We start from the raw sequence: 15,195 nt of genomic DNA, 5'->3' as shown, positions 1-15,195 counted from the left end.
CTCTCCCGCGCACACACTGGCCCTCCACGCCGCACTTCCGATCGGCCCGGCGCGCGTTGCCGCCCCCCGATCCGCAACGCGGAGCGGGTAACCCAGCGCTGCGCGCTGGGAAGTGAAAGCGCCCCGCGTTGCGGGGCGCAACCGATCCGCGTTGCGGATCGGGGCGCGGCAAGCCGCGCCGGGCTGTCTCCGCTTCGCTTCAACAGCCCAAAGAAGCGGCCCGCGTTGCGGGCCGCCCAGTGCTAGGTATCCGCGTTGCGGATACCGGACCAGGTTCGCTTCGCTCTCCTGGTCCTGAGCTCTACGGCTTCGCCTTCGAGCTCTGGCCTGCTGCCGCAGGCCTGGCTGGCAACGAGGGGCGGCTTGCTCGGCGGGCTGGTTGGGCAGGGTGCTCCTTGTGGCTGATCAGATTCGTTTACGGTTCACGGACTCATACTCGATCCGAGAGATCCGGACGTCATGCGGAGGGCCATGGAGTTGGAGGTAGACGTCCTGACGTTTGAGGGTGGCTCAGTTACATTCTGGCTGCGAGGCGTTGAAGTTGGCGTCTTCTCTTGGGATGCGGTGGGTGCGGTGGAACTGACCTCGGACACTTCCTCGCCGGCTTCTCGTGTCTACTCGGTGGACGAGGTCAGGAAGCAGCACGGCAACGCTTACCAGCGGTGGTCGAAGGAGGACGAGCAACTGCTCGTCGAGCTTCACACGGCCGGTCAGGGTGTTGATGCTCTTGCGCGGCGGTTCGCGCGTCAGCCGAGTGCGATCCGTTCACGGTTGGCGAAGCTTGGCGTGGAGGAGTCTTCGCGTTTGGGTCAACAGAGCGCTTCTCCCCCGTTCTGACAGGTGCTCGGCTAGTTGCCGGGCGGATCTCGAAACCCCCGAGGAATGGGGCAGTGTCCCAGGTTTGCTTCTTGAGTTTGAGTGTGTTCTGTCTGGTTCCGCTATGGGTCCTGAACGGTTCCTGTTCGGTGGTGAGGTGTGCGCTCGATGGAGCGCCGGGGCTGCTCGATCAGAAGGGTGCATCATAATGATCCGGGATAGAGTTTCTTCTCGGGGCCCACTGCCCCCGGCGGCTGGGAAGGCAGGTGGATTGCGTGGCGGGTCGGCAGCGGCTTCGTGCCCATCAGGTTGAGGCAGTGGACGCGGTGGTCCGTGCGCTGGGGCAGCCGGTGGGGGCGGTGCTGCCAGGGGGCGGACTACGGGCCCAGGTCATCGCTGCTACCGGATCGGGCAAGACGCTCATTGCGGTCCACGGGGCGCAGCAGTTGCGTGCTGGGCGGGTGTTGGTGTTGGTCCCCACTCTTGATCTGCTGGGGCAGATGGTTGGCTCGTGGTGGGCAGCTGGCCGTCACGGGCGGGTGTTCGGGGTGTGCTCGCAGCGTGAGGGGGCGGGGCTGGGGGTTCCGTGCTCGACGGATGCTGTCGAGTTGGTTCGGTGGTTGGCGGATTTGGATCAGTGCACGGTGTTCGCCACGTATGCCGCGGTGGGGCTCGGAGTGTTGGAGCGGGCTCACCGGGCTGGGCTGGGCCGGTGGGACCTGGTGGTGGTGGATGAGGCGCACCGGACGTCTGGGGCTTTGGGAAAGCCGTGGGCTGCGGTGCATGACAACGGTCGGTTGCCGGCGGTGCGGCGGCTGTATATGACGGCGACTCCGCGGTTGTGGGAGGTGTCGGCGGAGGAGGTGTCCTCTGGTGCCGGTGGGCGTGGGCCGGTGCGGTTGGTGGCGTCGATGGACGACGAGGAGGTCTTCGGGCCGGTGGTGTACCGGCTGACGATGTCGGAGGCGGTCGAGCGGGGGCTGATTGCGCAGTACCAGGTGGTCTGTGTGGACATTGCTGACCCTCAGGTCCAGGCCGTCCAGCTGGTGGGTGGTGAGGGGCGGACGGATGTGGTGCGTGGGATGCGGCTGGCGGCGTTGCAGACGGCGGTGCTGAAGACCGCGGCGGAGCACCGGTTGCGCAGGTTGCTGACGTTCCACCACCGCACCGGTGAGGCGGAAGCCTTCGCCGGCGGGCTGCCGCGGGTGGCGAAGGCTCTGTGGGAGAGCGATCAGGTGGCATATCCCGAGCCGGAGGCGGTGTGGGCGGGCTGGTTGTGTGGGGAGCATAAGACAGCGCATCGCCGCCGCGTGCTGGAGGAATTCTCGACCGGTGTTGTGGACGAGATCGTGAGGGAGTGCAGTGTGCTGTCTTCGGCGCGTGTGCTGGGCGAGGGTGTCGACACGAAGAACTGCGACGCGGTCGTCTTCGCCGACGTCCGCGGCTCCACCCCCGACGTCGTCCAGGCGGTCGGGCGGGCTCTGCGGATGCAGCCGGGGGAAGGCAAGACGGCCTCCTTGGTCGTGCCGGTGTTCCTCGGGGCTGGTGAGGAGCCCGACGGGATGCTCGTCTCCAAGGCCTACACGGACCTGGCCAAGGTCTTGACCGCGCTGCGTGCGCACGATACCGAAGCCGTCGAGCAGCTCGCCGTCCCCCAGGCCGCCGGACGGCCGACCGGCGGGATCACCCAGGCGGCAGGGGAAGGAGGGGTCAGCGGGCTGGCCCGTGGGCTGCTGTCCTTCTCCACGCCGCGGGATCCGGCGGCACTGGCAGCGTTCATCACCGCGCGAGTCCTCAAGCCCGAAGGCGAGTATTGGCGTCGCGGGCTGCAAGCCTCGCTTGCCTACCACGGCGATCACGGTCATTTGAACGTGCCCATCGGACACACCGCGCCCGATGGTTTCCCTTTGGGAGGGTGGATCGCGCGGCAACGGCACGCGCACCGGCAGGGAGAGCTCGGCGAGGAGAGGGTGCGGCAGCTCGAGGAGCTGTCGATGATCTGGTCCCATTACACGGTGGCCTTCGAGGAAGGTCTCGCAGCGGCCCGCGGCTGGGACGCCGAGCACGGACACCTCCTCGCCCCCGTCGAAGCCACCTGGCAGGGCCACCCCGTCGGCGTCTGGCTCAAGAACCAGCGCGCCGCCGCACGACGTGCTGTCGGCGGCAGGGCCGGTGAGCAGCCAGCCGGAGGGCTGAGCGCTCAGCGGCGTCAGGAACTTGAGGACATCGACCCGGCCTGGTGCCCCGTCTGGCCGATCGCGTGGCAGCGCTGCTTCCGTCTCGCTCACATCCACCAGAGCGCCGGCGGGACTCTGCCCGAGGAGAGCGGCATGCTCATCATCCAGGGCGAGGACATCGGTCAGTGGGCCGTGGCGCAGCGGGCCGGGTGGCATACCTTGGTGCCGGCGCAGCAGTGGCTGCTCGGCGAGGTGCTCGGTCTCTCCCCCGCCGATGAGCCGACCGTCGAGAAGGCGGCTGTACCGCGGCGAAGCCGCGCGGCGATGTGGGCGGCGAATCTCGCCGCCGCCCGCCAGTACGCACACCGCGAAGGACATCTGAACGTCCCTCGATCACACATTGAAACCGTTGATGGCGATGACCATGCTCTTGGAGTGTTCATCGCCAACTCCCGTGCCCGACGGGACAGGCTCGTGCCCGAACGAGTCACCGAACTCACCGCGATCGGCATGAGGTGGAGCTGAAAAAGGTCGTGGAGTCGTCGCAGAGCGCGCGGCACGTAAGCGTCTCTTCCTGTCGTCGGCGTCCGGTCCGGCGGTCCGGGCGCCAGAGCGGATCGCCGGTGGACACCACCCTTTACAGGCTTCGGATGGCGTCGCTGGCGCTCTCCACGTGCCTCTCGGTCCCGGAAGCCTCACATCTTCTACTCGCCCGCGGCGGGCAGTGGGTGTGTACGTGAGTACCGGCTCTGGTCCACTTGGTGTGGTCGCGTGCACAGGGTGACTGTTGGTCTTCGCCTCCTGGTGGTTTCAGTGGTCGTAGGTGGTCGGTGCGCGCATGGCTGGCTGGCCACGCGTGGACCTGGCTCTCCTCTTCAGGCTCCTTGGAATCGGCCATCTAGGCTGGCGCGGTGGCTGATGAGCGGGAGCGGGTGCAGCCGTCGGGGGTGTGGGCCACGGCGGTGGGGGTGGCCAGGGTGCGGGCGTTGGAGAGTGAGCGGGCGAACGCGCTGTTCCGCGACCCGCTGGCACAGGCCTTCGCCACCGCCGGCGGCCTGTGGCCCTCCTCGCCGCTGCCCGATGACGAGGCCGCGGCGACGCCGTCGGATGGCCGTGTCGTTGTCCATCGTCATCAGGACGAAGTTCCTCGACGACCTGTTGCAGCAGGCTTCCGCGTCCGGGGTCCGGCAGGTCGTACTGCTCGGCGCCGGCATGGACAGCCGGGCCTTCCGGATGGACTGGCCCGAGGGCACCCGGCTGTTCGAGGTCGATACCGCCGCGCCGCTGGACTTCAAGGCTTCGGTGCTGCGTCAGGAGCGGGCCGTCGCACGCTGCGAGCGGATCGCCGTCGCGGTGGATCTGTGTGAGGACTGGCCAGGCGCGCTGGCCGCCGCGGGGCACGACCCGGCGGTACCGACCATGTGGATCGCCGAAGGGCTGCTGATCTATCTGCCCCAGGACGCGGTGGAGCTACTGCTGGCCCGGATCAGCGCGCAGTCGGCGGCAGGCAGTCGGATGGGGCTGACATTGGGCTCGCGCGGCGTGATCGAGCGCTTCGGCGCGGACGCCGGGCCGGGATCGGCGGCGTCCATGTGGGTCTCGGAGATGCCCGACGACCCGGTGGGCTGGCTGGTCGGGCACGGCTGGGAAGCCGACAGCCACACCCTGCACGAGCGCGCTGCCGCCTACGACCGCCCGATCAGCACCCCTGCGCAGCGCGCGGAGCGGCCCGGCGGACTGATCTCGGCGGTCCGCCGGTCGAGCGCCTCCCGTTCCCTAGATGATCGATTCCAGGGGGGCCTGATGAGCGGAGCCAGATTCGCGCGCGGCCAGCCAGTCATGCGCGTACTGATCACCCACGACTACTGAAGTTCGCCCGAAAATCCTGACTGGATGGTGGTGCGGTCGACAGTCCCTCGCCGTGAACGCAGTGCTGTCGCAAGCGAACGAGCTGCTGTCCTCTTCGGTCGAGGGCGTGTGGGGGGTATCGGCCGAGGTGATCGCCGCGGTCGTCCGGGCCGAGGCCCGTACGAGGCCCGTACGACCACAGGGTGGGCGGTCTGGTGGTGTCGTTGCGGGTGCGGAGGTTCGTCTGCGAGGAAGAATCCTGCGAGCGCATGACCTTCGCCGAGCACGTACCCGCTCTCACCCGCAGGTTCAGGCGACGGACCAAGCGGCTGCGGTCGACGCCGGAGTCGGCCGGTTCTTGCGCTCGCGGGCCGGGCTGGCGCCCGGATGAGGCGCGGCCGCTGCTACGGCTCATACGGCATGGTCTGGGCTGGGACAACTCTCGCTGCCCACTCGCCGGAACCTGCCTCTTTGCATACAGTGCGTCTCTCCTCTGGGACACCGCCTTCACCGACCCGCACCGCGCCGACGACGAACTCGCCCACCACTACCTTGCCCGGCTCGACCAGCGCGCCGCCACCTTCTACGCCGCCGTCCCAGCCCTCGTGCGCGACGCCGGCACCGACCGCGCCACGGTCCTGCACGCCTAAAGCACCGCCGCCGGCCTCCCCTGGCTCACCCCGCTCATCCACACCGCCGTTGGCCTTCCACCACGCCGTACGCGGCGCACACGACGACCTGACAGCCACCACCGACCGCCTGCGCCAGGCAACTGCAAACGGCGACTTCGCCTACTACGTCGACATCACCACCGCCATGAGCGACCTGCCCCCACCCGCTGAGAACGCCATACAGCGGCTTGACGATGCACACACCGTCCGAGAGCGCTGCCGCTACTGGCCACCGCCCGCCAAAACCACCTACGCGACGCCCAGCAGCGGCAGACCCAGCAGCGGCAGAGAAGATACGGCGACACATACGGCAGAGTTCAGCCGGCGTTGGGGTCCCGGCCGACCAGCTGGGTCAGGAGACGGCTTCGGGGTCGATGCCCTGCGTACAGGCGAGAGCGAACAGGACACGTTCGATCGTGTCCAGACGCTTGGTGATGGACCGCTCCCCCGGGGTGGTGGTTGATCCAGTGGGGGGAACTTGCTCCTGCTGTAGCCGGGACGGGAGCATGGCGGTGGGGTTCGGCCTTCGAGTGTCATCGCTCTCCGGGAACCAGGGCACCGGTAGCAGAGTAGTCAAAGCTGAGGGGCCGGAAGCTGAGCGGCACGGTGCCCGTCCGCGCGGAGCAGCCGGGCGCCGTGCCGCCGATCAGCGTCGGGTGATCAGCGGCTCCCACTCCTGGGAGCTGTTGTCGTACCGGTAGCCCGTGAGCGGGACCTTGATACGTTTCGCTGGGTCGGTCAGAACCAGCCGCTCGCCCATGCCACGCGCGCAGCGCCGATTCGGCGGGCAGTCCCAGCGCACCAGGCGCCCGCTGTCGGCCCACGCAAGTGTCATGCTCCCGAACGACCCACTGACCGTCCGGTGGTTCCGTGTCTCCTTCACTGTCGCCGTCCAGCCGTCGCCCACCGTGTAGTAGCGGCCGTCCGGTGACAGGCCTGAGGGCGCCGCGTCCAAGCCCTCGTACAAGGGAGTCTTGTCGCTCGCCCGCCCTTCCAGGTTGTACCAGGTCTCGATGGCGCCCGGCGGTTTCGGAACCACCAGCAACGTGCCGTCCCGGCTCCACCGCACGTCGATACGGCCGACCCCGACGAACCTGTCGTCCATGTCGACACCCATCGGACGGTATTCCTTCCGGCCTGAGTCGACGTTGACCAGGTAATAGCCGGTCCTCGCATGGGAGGTGAACCGATTGCGGGCGCTGGTCTCTATATCCGGGTATCCGCGGTAGGTGGTCACCGCCAGCCGCTTCCCGTCCGGCGACCACTGCACCCCGCCCGCCTTGTGCTCCAGCGGGATCCACTTCGTCACCTTCCCGGTATCAAGGTCGAGGATCCCGACCCGGGACGCGGGCAGTGTCTTCTCCAACACGGCCGCCTGCCGCATACCGGGGGCGACATCCAGCCAGCCCCAATGCGTCTTCTCGTACTGCTTCGTCCTGCGGTCGTACAGATTCCAGGTGTAGGTCGACCGCTTGACCCCGTCCTGCGTCTGGGTCTTCCGGTCCGCCTGGTACGCGGAGACCGCGACGTCCCCGGCGGCGATCAGATGGCGCGGCGGAGATTCGCGCGGGTGTGCAGACACCTTGTTGTCGATCATGCGTCCCGGCCTCGAGTGTTCCGGCTGGTCGCTCTCCGCCAGCACCGGCACCGCCACTCCGCCCGCCAGCAACGCGAAGGCGGCGACCGCGACCGTCAGCGAGGTCGCCCGGCGCCGACGGCGCCGCAGCAAAGCCCGGCCCGCCAGGTCCGGGCCAGGCGGGGGCGGTGTCTCCTCGGCCCATTCGCGCAGGGTGTCCCGCAACAGCCGGTCAGCGTTCATTTCCACACCTCCGAGGGTGAGTTGCCGAATTCGGGGCCGCGGGTCGCGGCGCCGGGGTCCAGCTCCGGCACGAGCCTGCGCAGTTTGGCCAGCGCCCGGTGCGTCGTGCTGCGAACCGTGCCCACCGAGCAGCCGAGCAGTTCGGCCACCTCCCCTTCGGGCCAGTCCTCGAAGTAGCGCAGCACGAGCATGGAGCGCTGACGTGCCGTCAGCCGGGTCAGCGCCCGGCGCATCTGGATCCTCAGCTCGGCCGAGCCGGTGGGGTCCTCGCGCCCGGCGGCATCGGGGAGTTCGGCGACCGTGGTCTCGCGGCGCGTGCTCAGCAGCCGCCACAGACTCACCTGCTGTCGGTAGAGCACCCGCCGCAGATATGCCTCGGGGTTCTCCATCCTGCCCCAGCGGCCCACCACCTTCGCCAGCGCGGTCTGCAGCAGGTCCTCGGCGGCGTGGGTGTCGCCGCCGGCCAGGAGGGTCGCCGTGCGCATCAGCGCAGGCGAGCGCGCCGCGACGAATTCGCGGAAGCAGCGCTCTTCCTCATCATTCATGGTTCCCCGTGATCGGTCGACTTCATCTCGCGGTCGTCTGTCACCTCCTTGGACGTGTGCGGGGGCGCGCCGCTATGCCGGGTCCGTCAAAAAAGGGTCGAGCTCGGGGCGGCGCCCCCGCGCCTCGAGTACGCCGTAGTGTCAGGGCATGCTGGGCATGGTCGGGCTGTGCTTCATCCCGGCCGCCTGCTCCCGCCAGGTGCCGGACGTCATCCGTCGGTGCCGGCGTGCGACGGGTGCGCCAGGTGAGGCGGACTCGCAGTGGCCACACCATCCCACCCGGCCCGGCCGCCCGATTGAGCGGGGTACCCACGCATGTTATGCGCTGAACGTGGCGGGGTGGTCACCTTGACGCGGCTGCGCCAACGGCGGACGCGACGCCGAGCATGGCCGCCAGCGCCGGTTGAGGAAACCGGGCTGCACCGCAGCAGACAGGGGGGCGGTACAGCTACCGATCAGCACACGGAGATCACTGAGGATCCATGCGACGCGGACGGCTGTCCCACGTCGCCTTCAGCACTCCCGAACACCTCATCCAGCGCATCCGACGCGGCCTACGGCACATCCGGTACCGCACCACCTCATAGACGGCTGCCTCGCCGAGACCGGCCTGACCATCAGACCCGCCTGACCAAGACACGACATCACAGTTCAATCTCAGTAACCGCACCCCCCCCGGGGGGCAGCACCCTGGGCCAACACCCGCCGTATCGACAGCGGCAACCCGAACTCCCCCGCTGCCCCAACTCCCGTCCGGACTAGGGCCGTCACTGTGCGGCGCGGCAGAATCGCGGGCTCGGAGAGTCGAGGCGCGCGGTCCCGCGGCGCGGCGCCCGTCGCGTACTCGGGGCCGACGGTGACGACCCGGTCAGCGGGCAGACACTCCTTCGGCGCCGCGGCCGCTTTCTGCTGTGTCCGTGAGTTCACTGTCACGGCCACCTCCATTGGGAATGACGGCATTAATCCGGGACAACACGGATGCGTTGCGGACTAATTAGCGATCTGCTTGGCTCCCGATAACTCGATTCGAGTTCCTGGGCAAATACGCCAGGCAGAACAATTTCGATCCTCAACGAGAAAGTGGTATCGATACATGCGCACTAGCATCAAGGCAGCAGTGGGCGTCAGCGCCGCGGGCCTGCTCGCGTCCGTGGCCTTTCCCGCGGTGGCGAACGCCGAAACCGTCGGCACGGTGACCGTCAAGTCGTGCAACCACACCTCGAAGCAGGAGTACATCGGGTTCCCGTACCGCAACGGGCTCACGTCCACCATCATCCCCCCCGGCGATTGCTGGAAGGGGTCGCTCCGCAGCCGGACTCCCGATGAGGCAGTGGGCTACCAGAAGGTCAACGGGCACTGGCTGGCCGTCGCCACCAAGCCCCTGGGCCGCTCCGGCACGATCCAGTTCAACTTCTGATATCCAGCCCGCCTGACCGGCTCCGGCGCGCGATGCCCACATCGCGCGCCGGAGCGGGGAGCGGTGCCAGTACCTGCCCTCTGCGAGGGATCCATCCCACGAGGACAGGCCCTGGCACCGCCATCGCCGGCGAGCCGCTACCGCAGCAGTCCGGCTCCAGCCCCCTTCGGCACCGCTTGCGGCCGCCACCCGAGCGGTGGCCCCGCGGCTGGGAAGGTGGGCAGCGTGGCCGAAGCGCACCAGCCGGGTGGCACGCTGGGGAGTGAGGCCGGTCCGGGACCGGAAACGGGACACAGCCGCTTACGGCTCCATCCCACCTCGTTCGCCAGGCCGCCGACCCGCGCCTGTCCCCGGCCGTTGAGCATCCGCACCAGGCAGCAGTGATCTCCCGATCGAGCGGCGGGCGGGCGTGCAGCCGTCGGCCAAAGACATCCGCCGCGATCGTGAACCATTCGTCTCACGACGTGGCGACGCGCAGCCCGCCCCCGGCCCGCACGGCATCGCGACCCCGGACACCTTCCAGGCAGAACCACGGTCCCGACGAGCTCGGTCGATGCGCTGAGCACTACAGCCGCCACGACCGGCGACAACCGAACCCGGAGGCACTGGCCTGCCTCGGCCGTCCGGCCGCTGATCCGAAGGTCACCCGGGATCAGCCCGACGACCACGCTGCCGCGTTCGCGCCGGCCGTGGGCGTCGCAGGCGAGGCGGTCTCCTTCGCTCAGGTCCACGAACAGGGTGACCGATGGGTGCGCGACCATGGCGACGTCCACGAGCGCCGGGATACGTTGGCCGAACCCGGCCATGCTGATCCCGGACAGTCGCTCTGACTGCCGCGGGATCGCGACCTCCCTCGACGTCCCGTCAGGTGGTGGCCCTGTCGCCCACACACCACCAAGGTAGCGATCAGTGTCAGCGGCCTGCCGCCGCGAAGGCCGGCAGCAACTTGCCGGTCCTCTCCGGCGCTTCGAACATGGGGAGGTGTCCGACGTCGGGCAGTTTCTCGACGCGCGCGTTCGGCACCGTGCCGTACTTGATGTGCTGAAGACGGGTCCCAGCGGCGGTCGGCAGCGCCGAAGATCACCAGGACCGGGACGTCGAGGGCGGTGAGGCGGTCAGGCACGCTCCGCTCGGCGATGTACGCGGTATTCCGGCGCAGCGTGTCCAACACGTGCGATAGCCGATGCCCCGGACTTCGACGACCAGGTCGTCGGGGACATCCCCAGTTGTGACAACCGGCTCCGCGCCGCCGGAAATCGGCGGCGCTGTCGGCCTCGGGCAGGTGGTCGACCGGCCCTTCCCGGGAGACCCCCGAAAGGGATGCGCTGGACTTCCTCGGCTTCGTCGAGCCCCTCGGGGAACGCACCGGCATCCGCATCGACGACCAGGACACGCCGAAACCGACCACACTGTCCGGCAGCGCCGACTTTCCCGTCGCGCGCACGGCGTGAGGTGCGGACGGTCCGCGCGTCGAGCGCAATCGGCGGCAGTGGTGCGGAACACGGAGGTCGACCGGTACGGCGCCGCTGTCGTTGGCCGCGAACGCCGCCCCCGTAGTGGCGGGGGCGACGATCGGGACACCGGTGACCGCCGGTACGACCGGGCTTACCCGGAGTCCGGCGCTGCCGGCAACCGCGTCCTGCCCGATCACGTGGCAGGGGGCAGGGGGCAGGGGGCACCATGCCCGGTCCTCACCACCACGGCATACGGGACCGGTCACGCCTGCCTTCGCCGTCGGCACGTCCCGGGGCCGCGCATCGGGAGAAGACCGGCGCACCCCCTCCGGTCAGCCGATGCAACCGGGAACGCTGCCGGTCGGGGCGCAGTTGTTGGGGGTGTTGGCGGTGACCGAACTGCCCACCAGGTTCACCGTGCTGTCGTTGTAGATTCCGCCACCGTCGCCGGCGCTGTTGCGGGTGATGGTCGTGGTGCGCAAGGTGGTGGAGCCGGCGTTATAGATTCCGCCGCCCTGGGAATCGGGGTCGGTCGCGGTGTTGTCCGTGATCCGGGTGTTGGTCGCGGTGAGAAAACCTCCGGTGTAGATCCCGGCTCCGGCACTGCCGGAGTCGGTGGCGGTGTTGTGGTCCAGGGTGACGTTGGTCAGGGTCGCGGTGCCCGAGTTGCGCAGTCCCCCGCCGAAGAGTGCGGTGTTCTGACTGAGGACGGTGTTGGTGAGCGTGACGGTGCTCTCCGACCAGATGCCGCCTCCACTGTTCGCGGAGGTGTTGCCGGTGATTCTGACGTTGCTGAGGGTGGCGACGCTTCCACTGTTCAAGTCCAGGCCCGCGCCGAACTCACCGGTGTTGTTGCTGATGGTGCTGTTCAGAATGGTGATCGTGCCGTCGGTGCTCTCGATACCACCGGCGCCGTCGTCGGCGCCCTTGTTACCGGTGACGGTGGAGTTGACCAGCCGCAGCGTGCCACCGTCGTTGAGCCAGATCCCGCCCCCGGCCGTGTCCGACGTCGTCACATCACCGTTGCGCACCGTGACTCCGGTGAGGGTCAGGTTGCCGTCCGGGGGGTCGATCTCGAAGATGCGGAACTCCGGCGTCCCGGGGGCCGTGGACCGCTGGATGGTGCTGTTGACCCCTGTGATGGAGATGTTCTCCGTGATGACGGGCAGTCCGTTGGGGCTTCCGGAGGCGGAGTTGTTCACCGCGGCGAGGGTGTAGGTGCAGTTCGCCGCCAGGGCAAGGGAGTCGCCACCGGCGGTGTTGGCGTTGGTGATGGCGGTGATCAGCGCGGAGGTGCTGCAGGGCACGAATGTCGCCGCGTGAGCGGTACCCGGGACGACGGTCAAACCGGCGGCGGCCAGCACAGCGGCGCCGAGAGCTCGCAGGGCAGGGGTGAATCGCATGGCGCTCCTCGGGTGATGACGAAGGAACGGGCCCTGGCCCGAGCCCGCGCAGCGACCGGGGCAGAGCACTGGCGCTGCGCCAACGAACTCACGGGAGTAGCCCATTGATCCACCTCAGTAGTCCACCCGAGCAAGTGGCTGCTCAAGAGGGCGACCGGGAAAACACCTCTTTGGCCCAGTCGTCCCATCACCACATATACAGATCAGTGCACAGATCCAAGCGCCGTTGGTCGCACGGACCCTCAGGACGACGGATCGGCCCGGCTCCAGCCCCCACTCGTCCGCAGGCGCTCCCCCCACGATGACCAGTCGGCGAACGGGCCGGTGCGCCGGGTGCCAGCGAGGATCGCGAAGCCGGACGGTACGACTGCTTCGGCCCTCCCCCCTCCATGCCATCCACCATCACGGCCGCCCGGTCGTCCGGCACTGCCGTATCAACATGGCCTACCTCCGCGGCGCGTTGGGGCGAGAAAGCGCGGATGGTCCCCGACACGAAAGCCAGCCAACGCGAGGCCCTTCCTGCCCCTCTCACACGCAAGTGCCGCCACACGAGCCAGCAGACGAGGAACGTCGCTCCGGCCCACGGAGGCTCCGTGGACGGATCAGGCTGGCAGGGGGTCTACGAGATCCTCAAGCGCGACGGGTACAACGTGAGCATCGTGCAGAATCCGACGCTGCCCCTGGCCAGGGATGTCGCCGCGGTGCGGATCGCCCTGGACGTGCACGACGGCTGCCACCACGGCCACGCAGGCCGTCGGCAATTCGACTACATCCCGGGCAGTGGGTCCGCTGGCAGTTGAACTACCGGTTCACCAGCGCCCGGGGAATCCGACCGGTGCTCGAACGCGCCCGTATCGCCCGTACCAGCGGCGGCCATCCGCGCACCCGGCCAGACCACCTCGTGGCCAACAATGCCTGTTCTTCCCGCAGCAACCCGGTAACCTGCGGCGACGGCACATCAAGCACACCATCCGCGAGCCGAAGGGCCAAAGGGCCGACCGCCAGCGCCGCCGCAGCAAAGGCGGCCAGCTCATCAGCTTCGACAAGGCGCTCTACAGGTGCCGCAAACGAAGCCGAGCGGACCATTAACCGGCTCGAGAACTCCCGGGGGCTAGCTACGAGGAACGACGAGACGGGCCTACGTCTTCCACAGCACCTTCACCCTGGCAGTCATCCGGTTGGGCTCCGGAGACGATCCGCCGGACAGGCATCAGCTCCCGCTGATTTCGTCGGCGGACAGCTCCGCGAGCGCCCGCAGGGCGTTCAGGAAACCGCGCCGATCCTCCTCCGACAGCCGCGCCAGCAGCCGCTCCTCCCGCTGTTGGATCGCCGACTGGACCGCGTCGCGCACCCGGCGCCCCGCGGGAGTGAGCGAGAGAACACGCGCCCTCCGGTCCGCCGGGTCATGCTGCCGCCGGATCAGTCCACGTTCCTCCAGGTCGTCGAGGATGCCGATGATCCGGGTCTTGTCCGCACCGATGTCCCGCGCCAATGCGGCCTGTGTCCGCACCGGTTCGTCGTCGAGCCTGAGCAGTACCGAGTACGCCCACATGGCCAGCCCGTGCTCGCGCAGCACCGGCAACTCCGCGGCCACCAGCGCGCGGCCCAGCGGGACGACCATCGCCGCCAGGTCAGGGCGCCCTTCGGATGTGGTGTTCCTAGCCATGGAAAGAAGATACTCGTTGACCTATGGTACGCACGCGCTTATCGTAAGCCTATGCATATGACCTTGGGTGTCATCAACGCCCTCAACGCCCGTGCGGTACGCGAGAGCATCGCCGTGGTCCGCCGGGTGAGCATCGAGGACCTCGCGCGTCCGACTCCCTGCTCGGCCTGGAACCTGGGCGAGCTGCTCGCGCACATGACGGCCCAGCACCGAGGATTCGCGGCGGCGGCGGGGGCCGAAGGTGCCGACCTGGCGCACTGGAAGACCGAGGCGCCGGGGCCGAACGCCGTCGCGCGATACCTTGCCGCCGCAGAAGCAGTCCTGACCGCATTCGCCGAAGTCAGCACAGAGGAACAGGAGTTCACCCTCCCCGAATTCGGCGCAAACGCATCCTTCCCCGCGATCCAGGCCATCGGCTTCCACTTCATCGACTACGTGGTCCACGCCTGGGACGTCGCCCGCGCCCTCGATCTCCCCTTCACCCCGCATACCGACGTCCTTGATGCCGCCCTCCCCATCGCGCTGGCCGTCCCTGACGACGCCCGCCGCATACAGCCGAACGCCGCATTCGCCCCGAGCCTCCGCGAACCCACCAAGACCGACACCCTGACCCGAATCCTCCTTCACCTGGGCCGCTCCCCCTTCTGAAGCATGTTGCAGAAGTCGGTGTTCCGGCAGGTCAGAGCCTGGTTCTGGGCGTTCTGGCCATGCGGCGAGGGCGAGGTTGTCCATGTGGACGATGGCTTGGACGGCGTGGTGGAATCCGTCGCCATGGCGCCGGCAGTGGCGGGGATCTTGTAGTTCCTCATGCGGGCGAAGACGTACTCGACACGGACCCGGCCTCTGCGGTGCTCCGCGCTGCCCTCTTCCCCACCCGCCAGAAGCGGGCCTGCCGGGGCGTTTGCGGTGCGGCACCACCAAGCCGGTATTGATATAGGCACCGTCGCCCAGCACAGTGACTCCCCGGCAATAGGCGGGAAGGCCGGAGTTCCACCAAACCTGCGCCTCGGCCCTGTTCCTCGGAGCTGGCCGAGCGATGGCCACGACGACCTTGCTGTCAGCATCGATGACAACCTGCACACTTGCTGAGAATCGGCAGCCGCGGCTGAAGGCACCGACCCTACGGTCACGGACCGGGAACAGGGTGCCGTCCACGACCCACAACCGACCCGCACCACCAACTCGCCTAGAAGCCAGCTCGAGAACCAGGAGAGGACACAGCCGCAGGACCACCCGGCACACCATCGCCGGCGAGACTCCGAAAAACGGCGCCAACTGCCGCATGGCCAGGCTGGTGCGATAAGAGCTCCTAACAGAATGGACCGCCTTCCGATCCGCGCGCGATGAGGCAAGGCGAGCGCGAAGGAAGATCACTACTC

At 68.4% G+C, this 15,195-nt stretch carries 10 protein-coding genes and 5 pseudogenes; 9 read left to right on the top strand and 6 right to left on the bottom strand.

Annotated features, from left to right (window positions below; translation table 11 throughout):
* Window positions 1-471 precede the first annotated feature (471 nt).
* From AB0C66_RS18010 to AB0C66_RS17995, 4 genes and pseudogenes are all read left to right on the top strand, one after another.
* The gene (locus AB0C66_RS18010) at window positions 472-837 is read left to right on the top strand and encodes a hypothetical protein (RefSeq protein WP_362438769.1); all 366 of its coding nucleotides are present in this window, start codon (window positions 472-474) and stop codon (window positions 835-837) included.
* A gap of 254 nt (window positions 838-1,091) precedes the next feature.
* Entirely contained in the window at window positions 1,092-3,518 is a 2,427-nt protein-coding gene (locus tag AB0C66_RS18005) for a Helicase associated domain protein (RefSeq protein WP_362438766.1), read from the top strand.
* A gap of 422 nt (window positions 3,519-3,940) precedes the next feature.
* A pseudogene (locus AB0C66_RS18000) lies at window positions 3,941-4,751 on the top strand (class I SAM-dependent methyltransferase); the annotation flags it as partial.
* A gap of 293 nt (window positions 4,752-5,044) precedes the next feature.
* A complete protein-coding gene (locus AB0C66_RS17995) occupies window positions 5,045-5,491 on the top strand; it encodes a hypothetical protein (RefSeq protein WP_362438764.1) in 447 nt (148 codons plus the stop codon).
* 667 nt (window positions 5,492-6,158) lie between these two features.
* On the opposite strand, the gene AB0C66_RS17990 is transcribed toward AB0C66_RS17995, so the two are convergent.
* Window positions 6,159-7,331, bottom strand: a complete 1,173-nt coding sequence (locus tag AB0C66_RS17990) for a hypothetical protein (protein ID WP_362438847.1) — start codon at window positions 7,329-7,331, stop codon at window positions 6,159-6,161.
* Window positions 7,328-7,876, bottom strand: coding sequence for a SigE family RNA polymerase sigma factor (locus AB0C66_RS17985; protein ID WP_362438761.1), 549 nt, complete (start codon window positions 7,874-7,876; stop codon window positions 7,328-7,330). The genes AB0C66_RS17990 and AB0C66_RS17985 overlap by 4 nt, the downstream gene beginning before the upstream one ends.
* 482 nt (window positions 7,877-8,358) lie before the next feature.
* On the opposite strand from AB0C66_RS17985, the pseudogene AB0C66_RS17980 reads away from it, so the two are divergent.
* Together AB0C66_RS17980 and AB0C66_RS17975 are read left to right on the top strand one after the other, a co-directional pair.
* Window positions 8,359-8,507 (top strand): annotated as a pseudogene (locus tag AB0C66_RS17980) (IS630 family transposase); the annotation flags it as partial.
* A gap of 462 nt (window positions 8,508-8,969) precedes the next feature.
* The gene (locus AB0C66_RS17975) at window positions 8,970-9,293 is read left to right on the top strand and encodes a hypothetical protein (protein WP_362438758.1); all 324 of its coding nucleotides are present in this window, start codon (window positions 8,970-8,972) and stop codon (window positions 9,291-9,293) included.
* A gap of 912 nt (window positions 9,294-10,205) precedes the next feature.
* Here AB0C66_RS17975 and AB0C66_RS17970 read toward each other — a convergent pair.
* Both AB0C66_RS17970 and AB0C66_RS17965 read right to left on the bottom strand, forming a co-directional pair.
* A pseudogene (locus AB0C66_RS17970) lies at window positions 10,206-10,514 on the bottom strand (alpha/beta fold hydrolase); the annotation flags it as partial.
* 565 nt (window positions 10,515-11,079) lie between these two features.
* Window positions 11,080-12,150 carry a right-handed parallel beta-helix repeat-containing protein gene (locus AB0C66_RS17965; protein ID WP_362438755.1) on the bottom strand — a complete coding sequence of 357 codons (1,071 nt, stop codon included), beginning with the start codon at window positions 12,148-12,150 and terminating at the stop codon, window positions 11,080-11,082.
* 593 nt (window positions 12,151-12,743) lie between these two features.
* On the opposite strand from AB0C66_RS17965, the gene AB0C66_RS17960 reads away from it, so the two are divergent.
* Together AB0C66_RS17960 and AB0C66_RS17955 are read left to right on the top strand one after the other, a co-directional pair.
* Window positions 12,744-12,950 (top strand): hypothetical protein, encoded by a 207-nt coding sequence (locus AB0C66_RS17960; protein WP_362438752.1) that lies wholly within the window; start codon window positions 12,744-12,746, stop codon window positions 12,948-12,950.
* 26 nt (window positions 12,951-12,976) lie between these two features.
* Window positions 12,977-13,331: pseudogene (locus tag AB0C66_RS17955) on the top strand (IS5/IS1182 family transposase); the annotation flags it as partial.
* A gap of 29 nt (window positions 13,332-13,360) precedes the next feature.
* On the opposite strand, the gene AB0C66_RS17950 reads toward AB0C66_RS17955, so the two are convergent.
* Window positions 13,361-13,816, bottom strand: coding sequence for a MarR family transcriptional regulator (locus AB0C66_RS17950; RefSeq protein ID WP_362438749.1), 456 nt, complete (start codon window positions 13,814-13,816; stop codon window positions 13,361-13,363).
* Window positions 13,817-13,867: 51 nt separating this feature from the next.
* On the opposite strand from AB0C66_RS17950, the gene AB0C66_RS17945 reads away from it, so the two are divergent.
* Complete coding sequence (locus AB0C66_RS17945; RefSeq protein ID WP_362438746.1) at window positions 13,868-14,464, top strand: TIGR03086 family metal-binding protein; 597 nt, start codon at window positions 13,868-13,870, stop codon at window positions 14,462-14,464.
* A gap of 63 nt (window positions 14,465-14,527) precedes the next feature.
* Here AB0C66_RS17945 and AB0C66_RS17940 read toward each other — a convergent pair.
* A pseudogene (locus AB0C66_RS17940) lies at window positions 14,528-15,118 on the bottom strand (transposase); the annotation flags it as partial.
* Window positions 15,119-15,195: the final 77 nt, after the last annotated feature.

It is taken from the genome of Streptomyces sp. NPDC048636 (assembly GCF_040650655.1).
Lineage (GTDB): Bacteria > Actinomycetota > Actinomycetes > Streptomycetales > Streptomycetaceae > Streptomyces.
The sequence above is the reverse complement of the archived record's forward strand: the minus strand, read 5'-3'. Positions and strand labels throughout refer to the sequence as shown.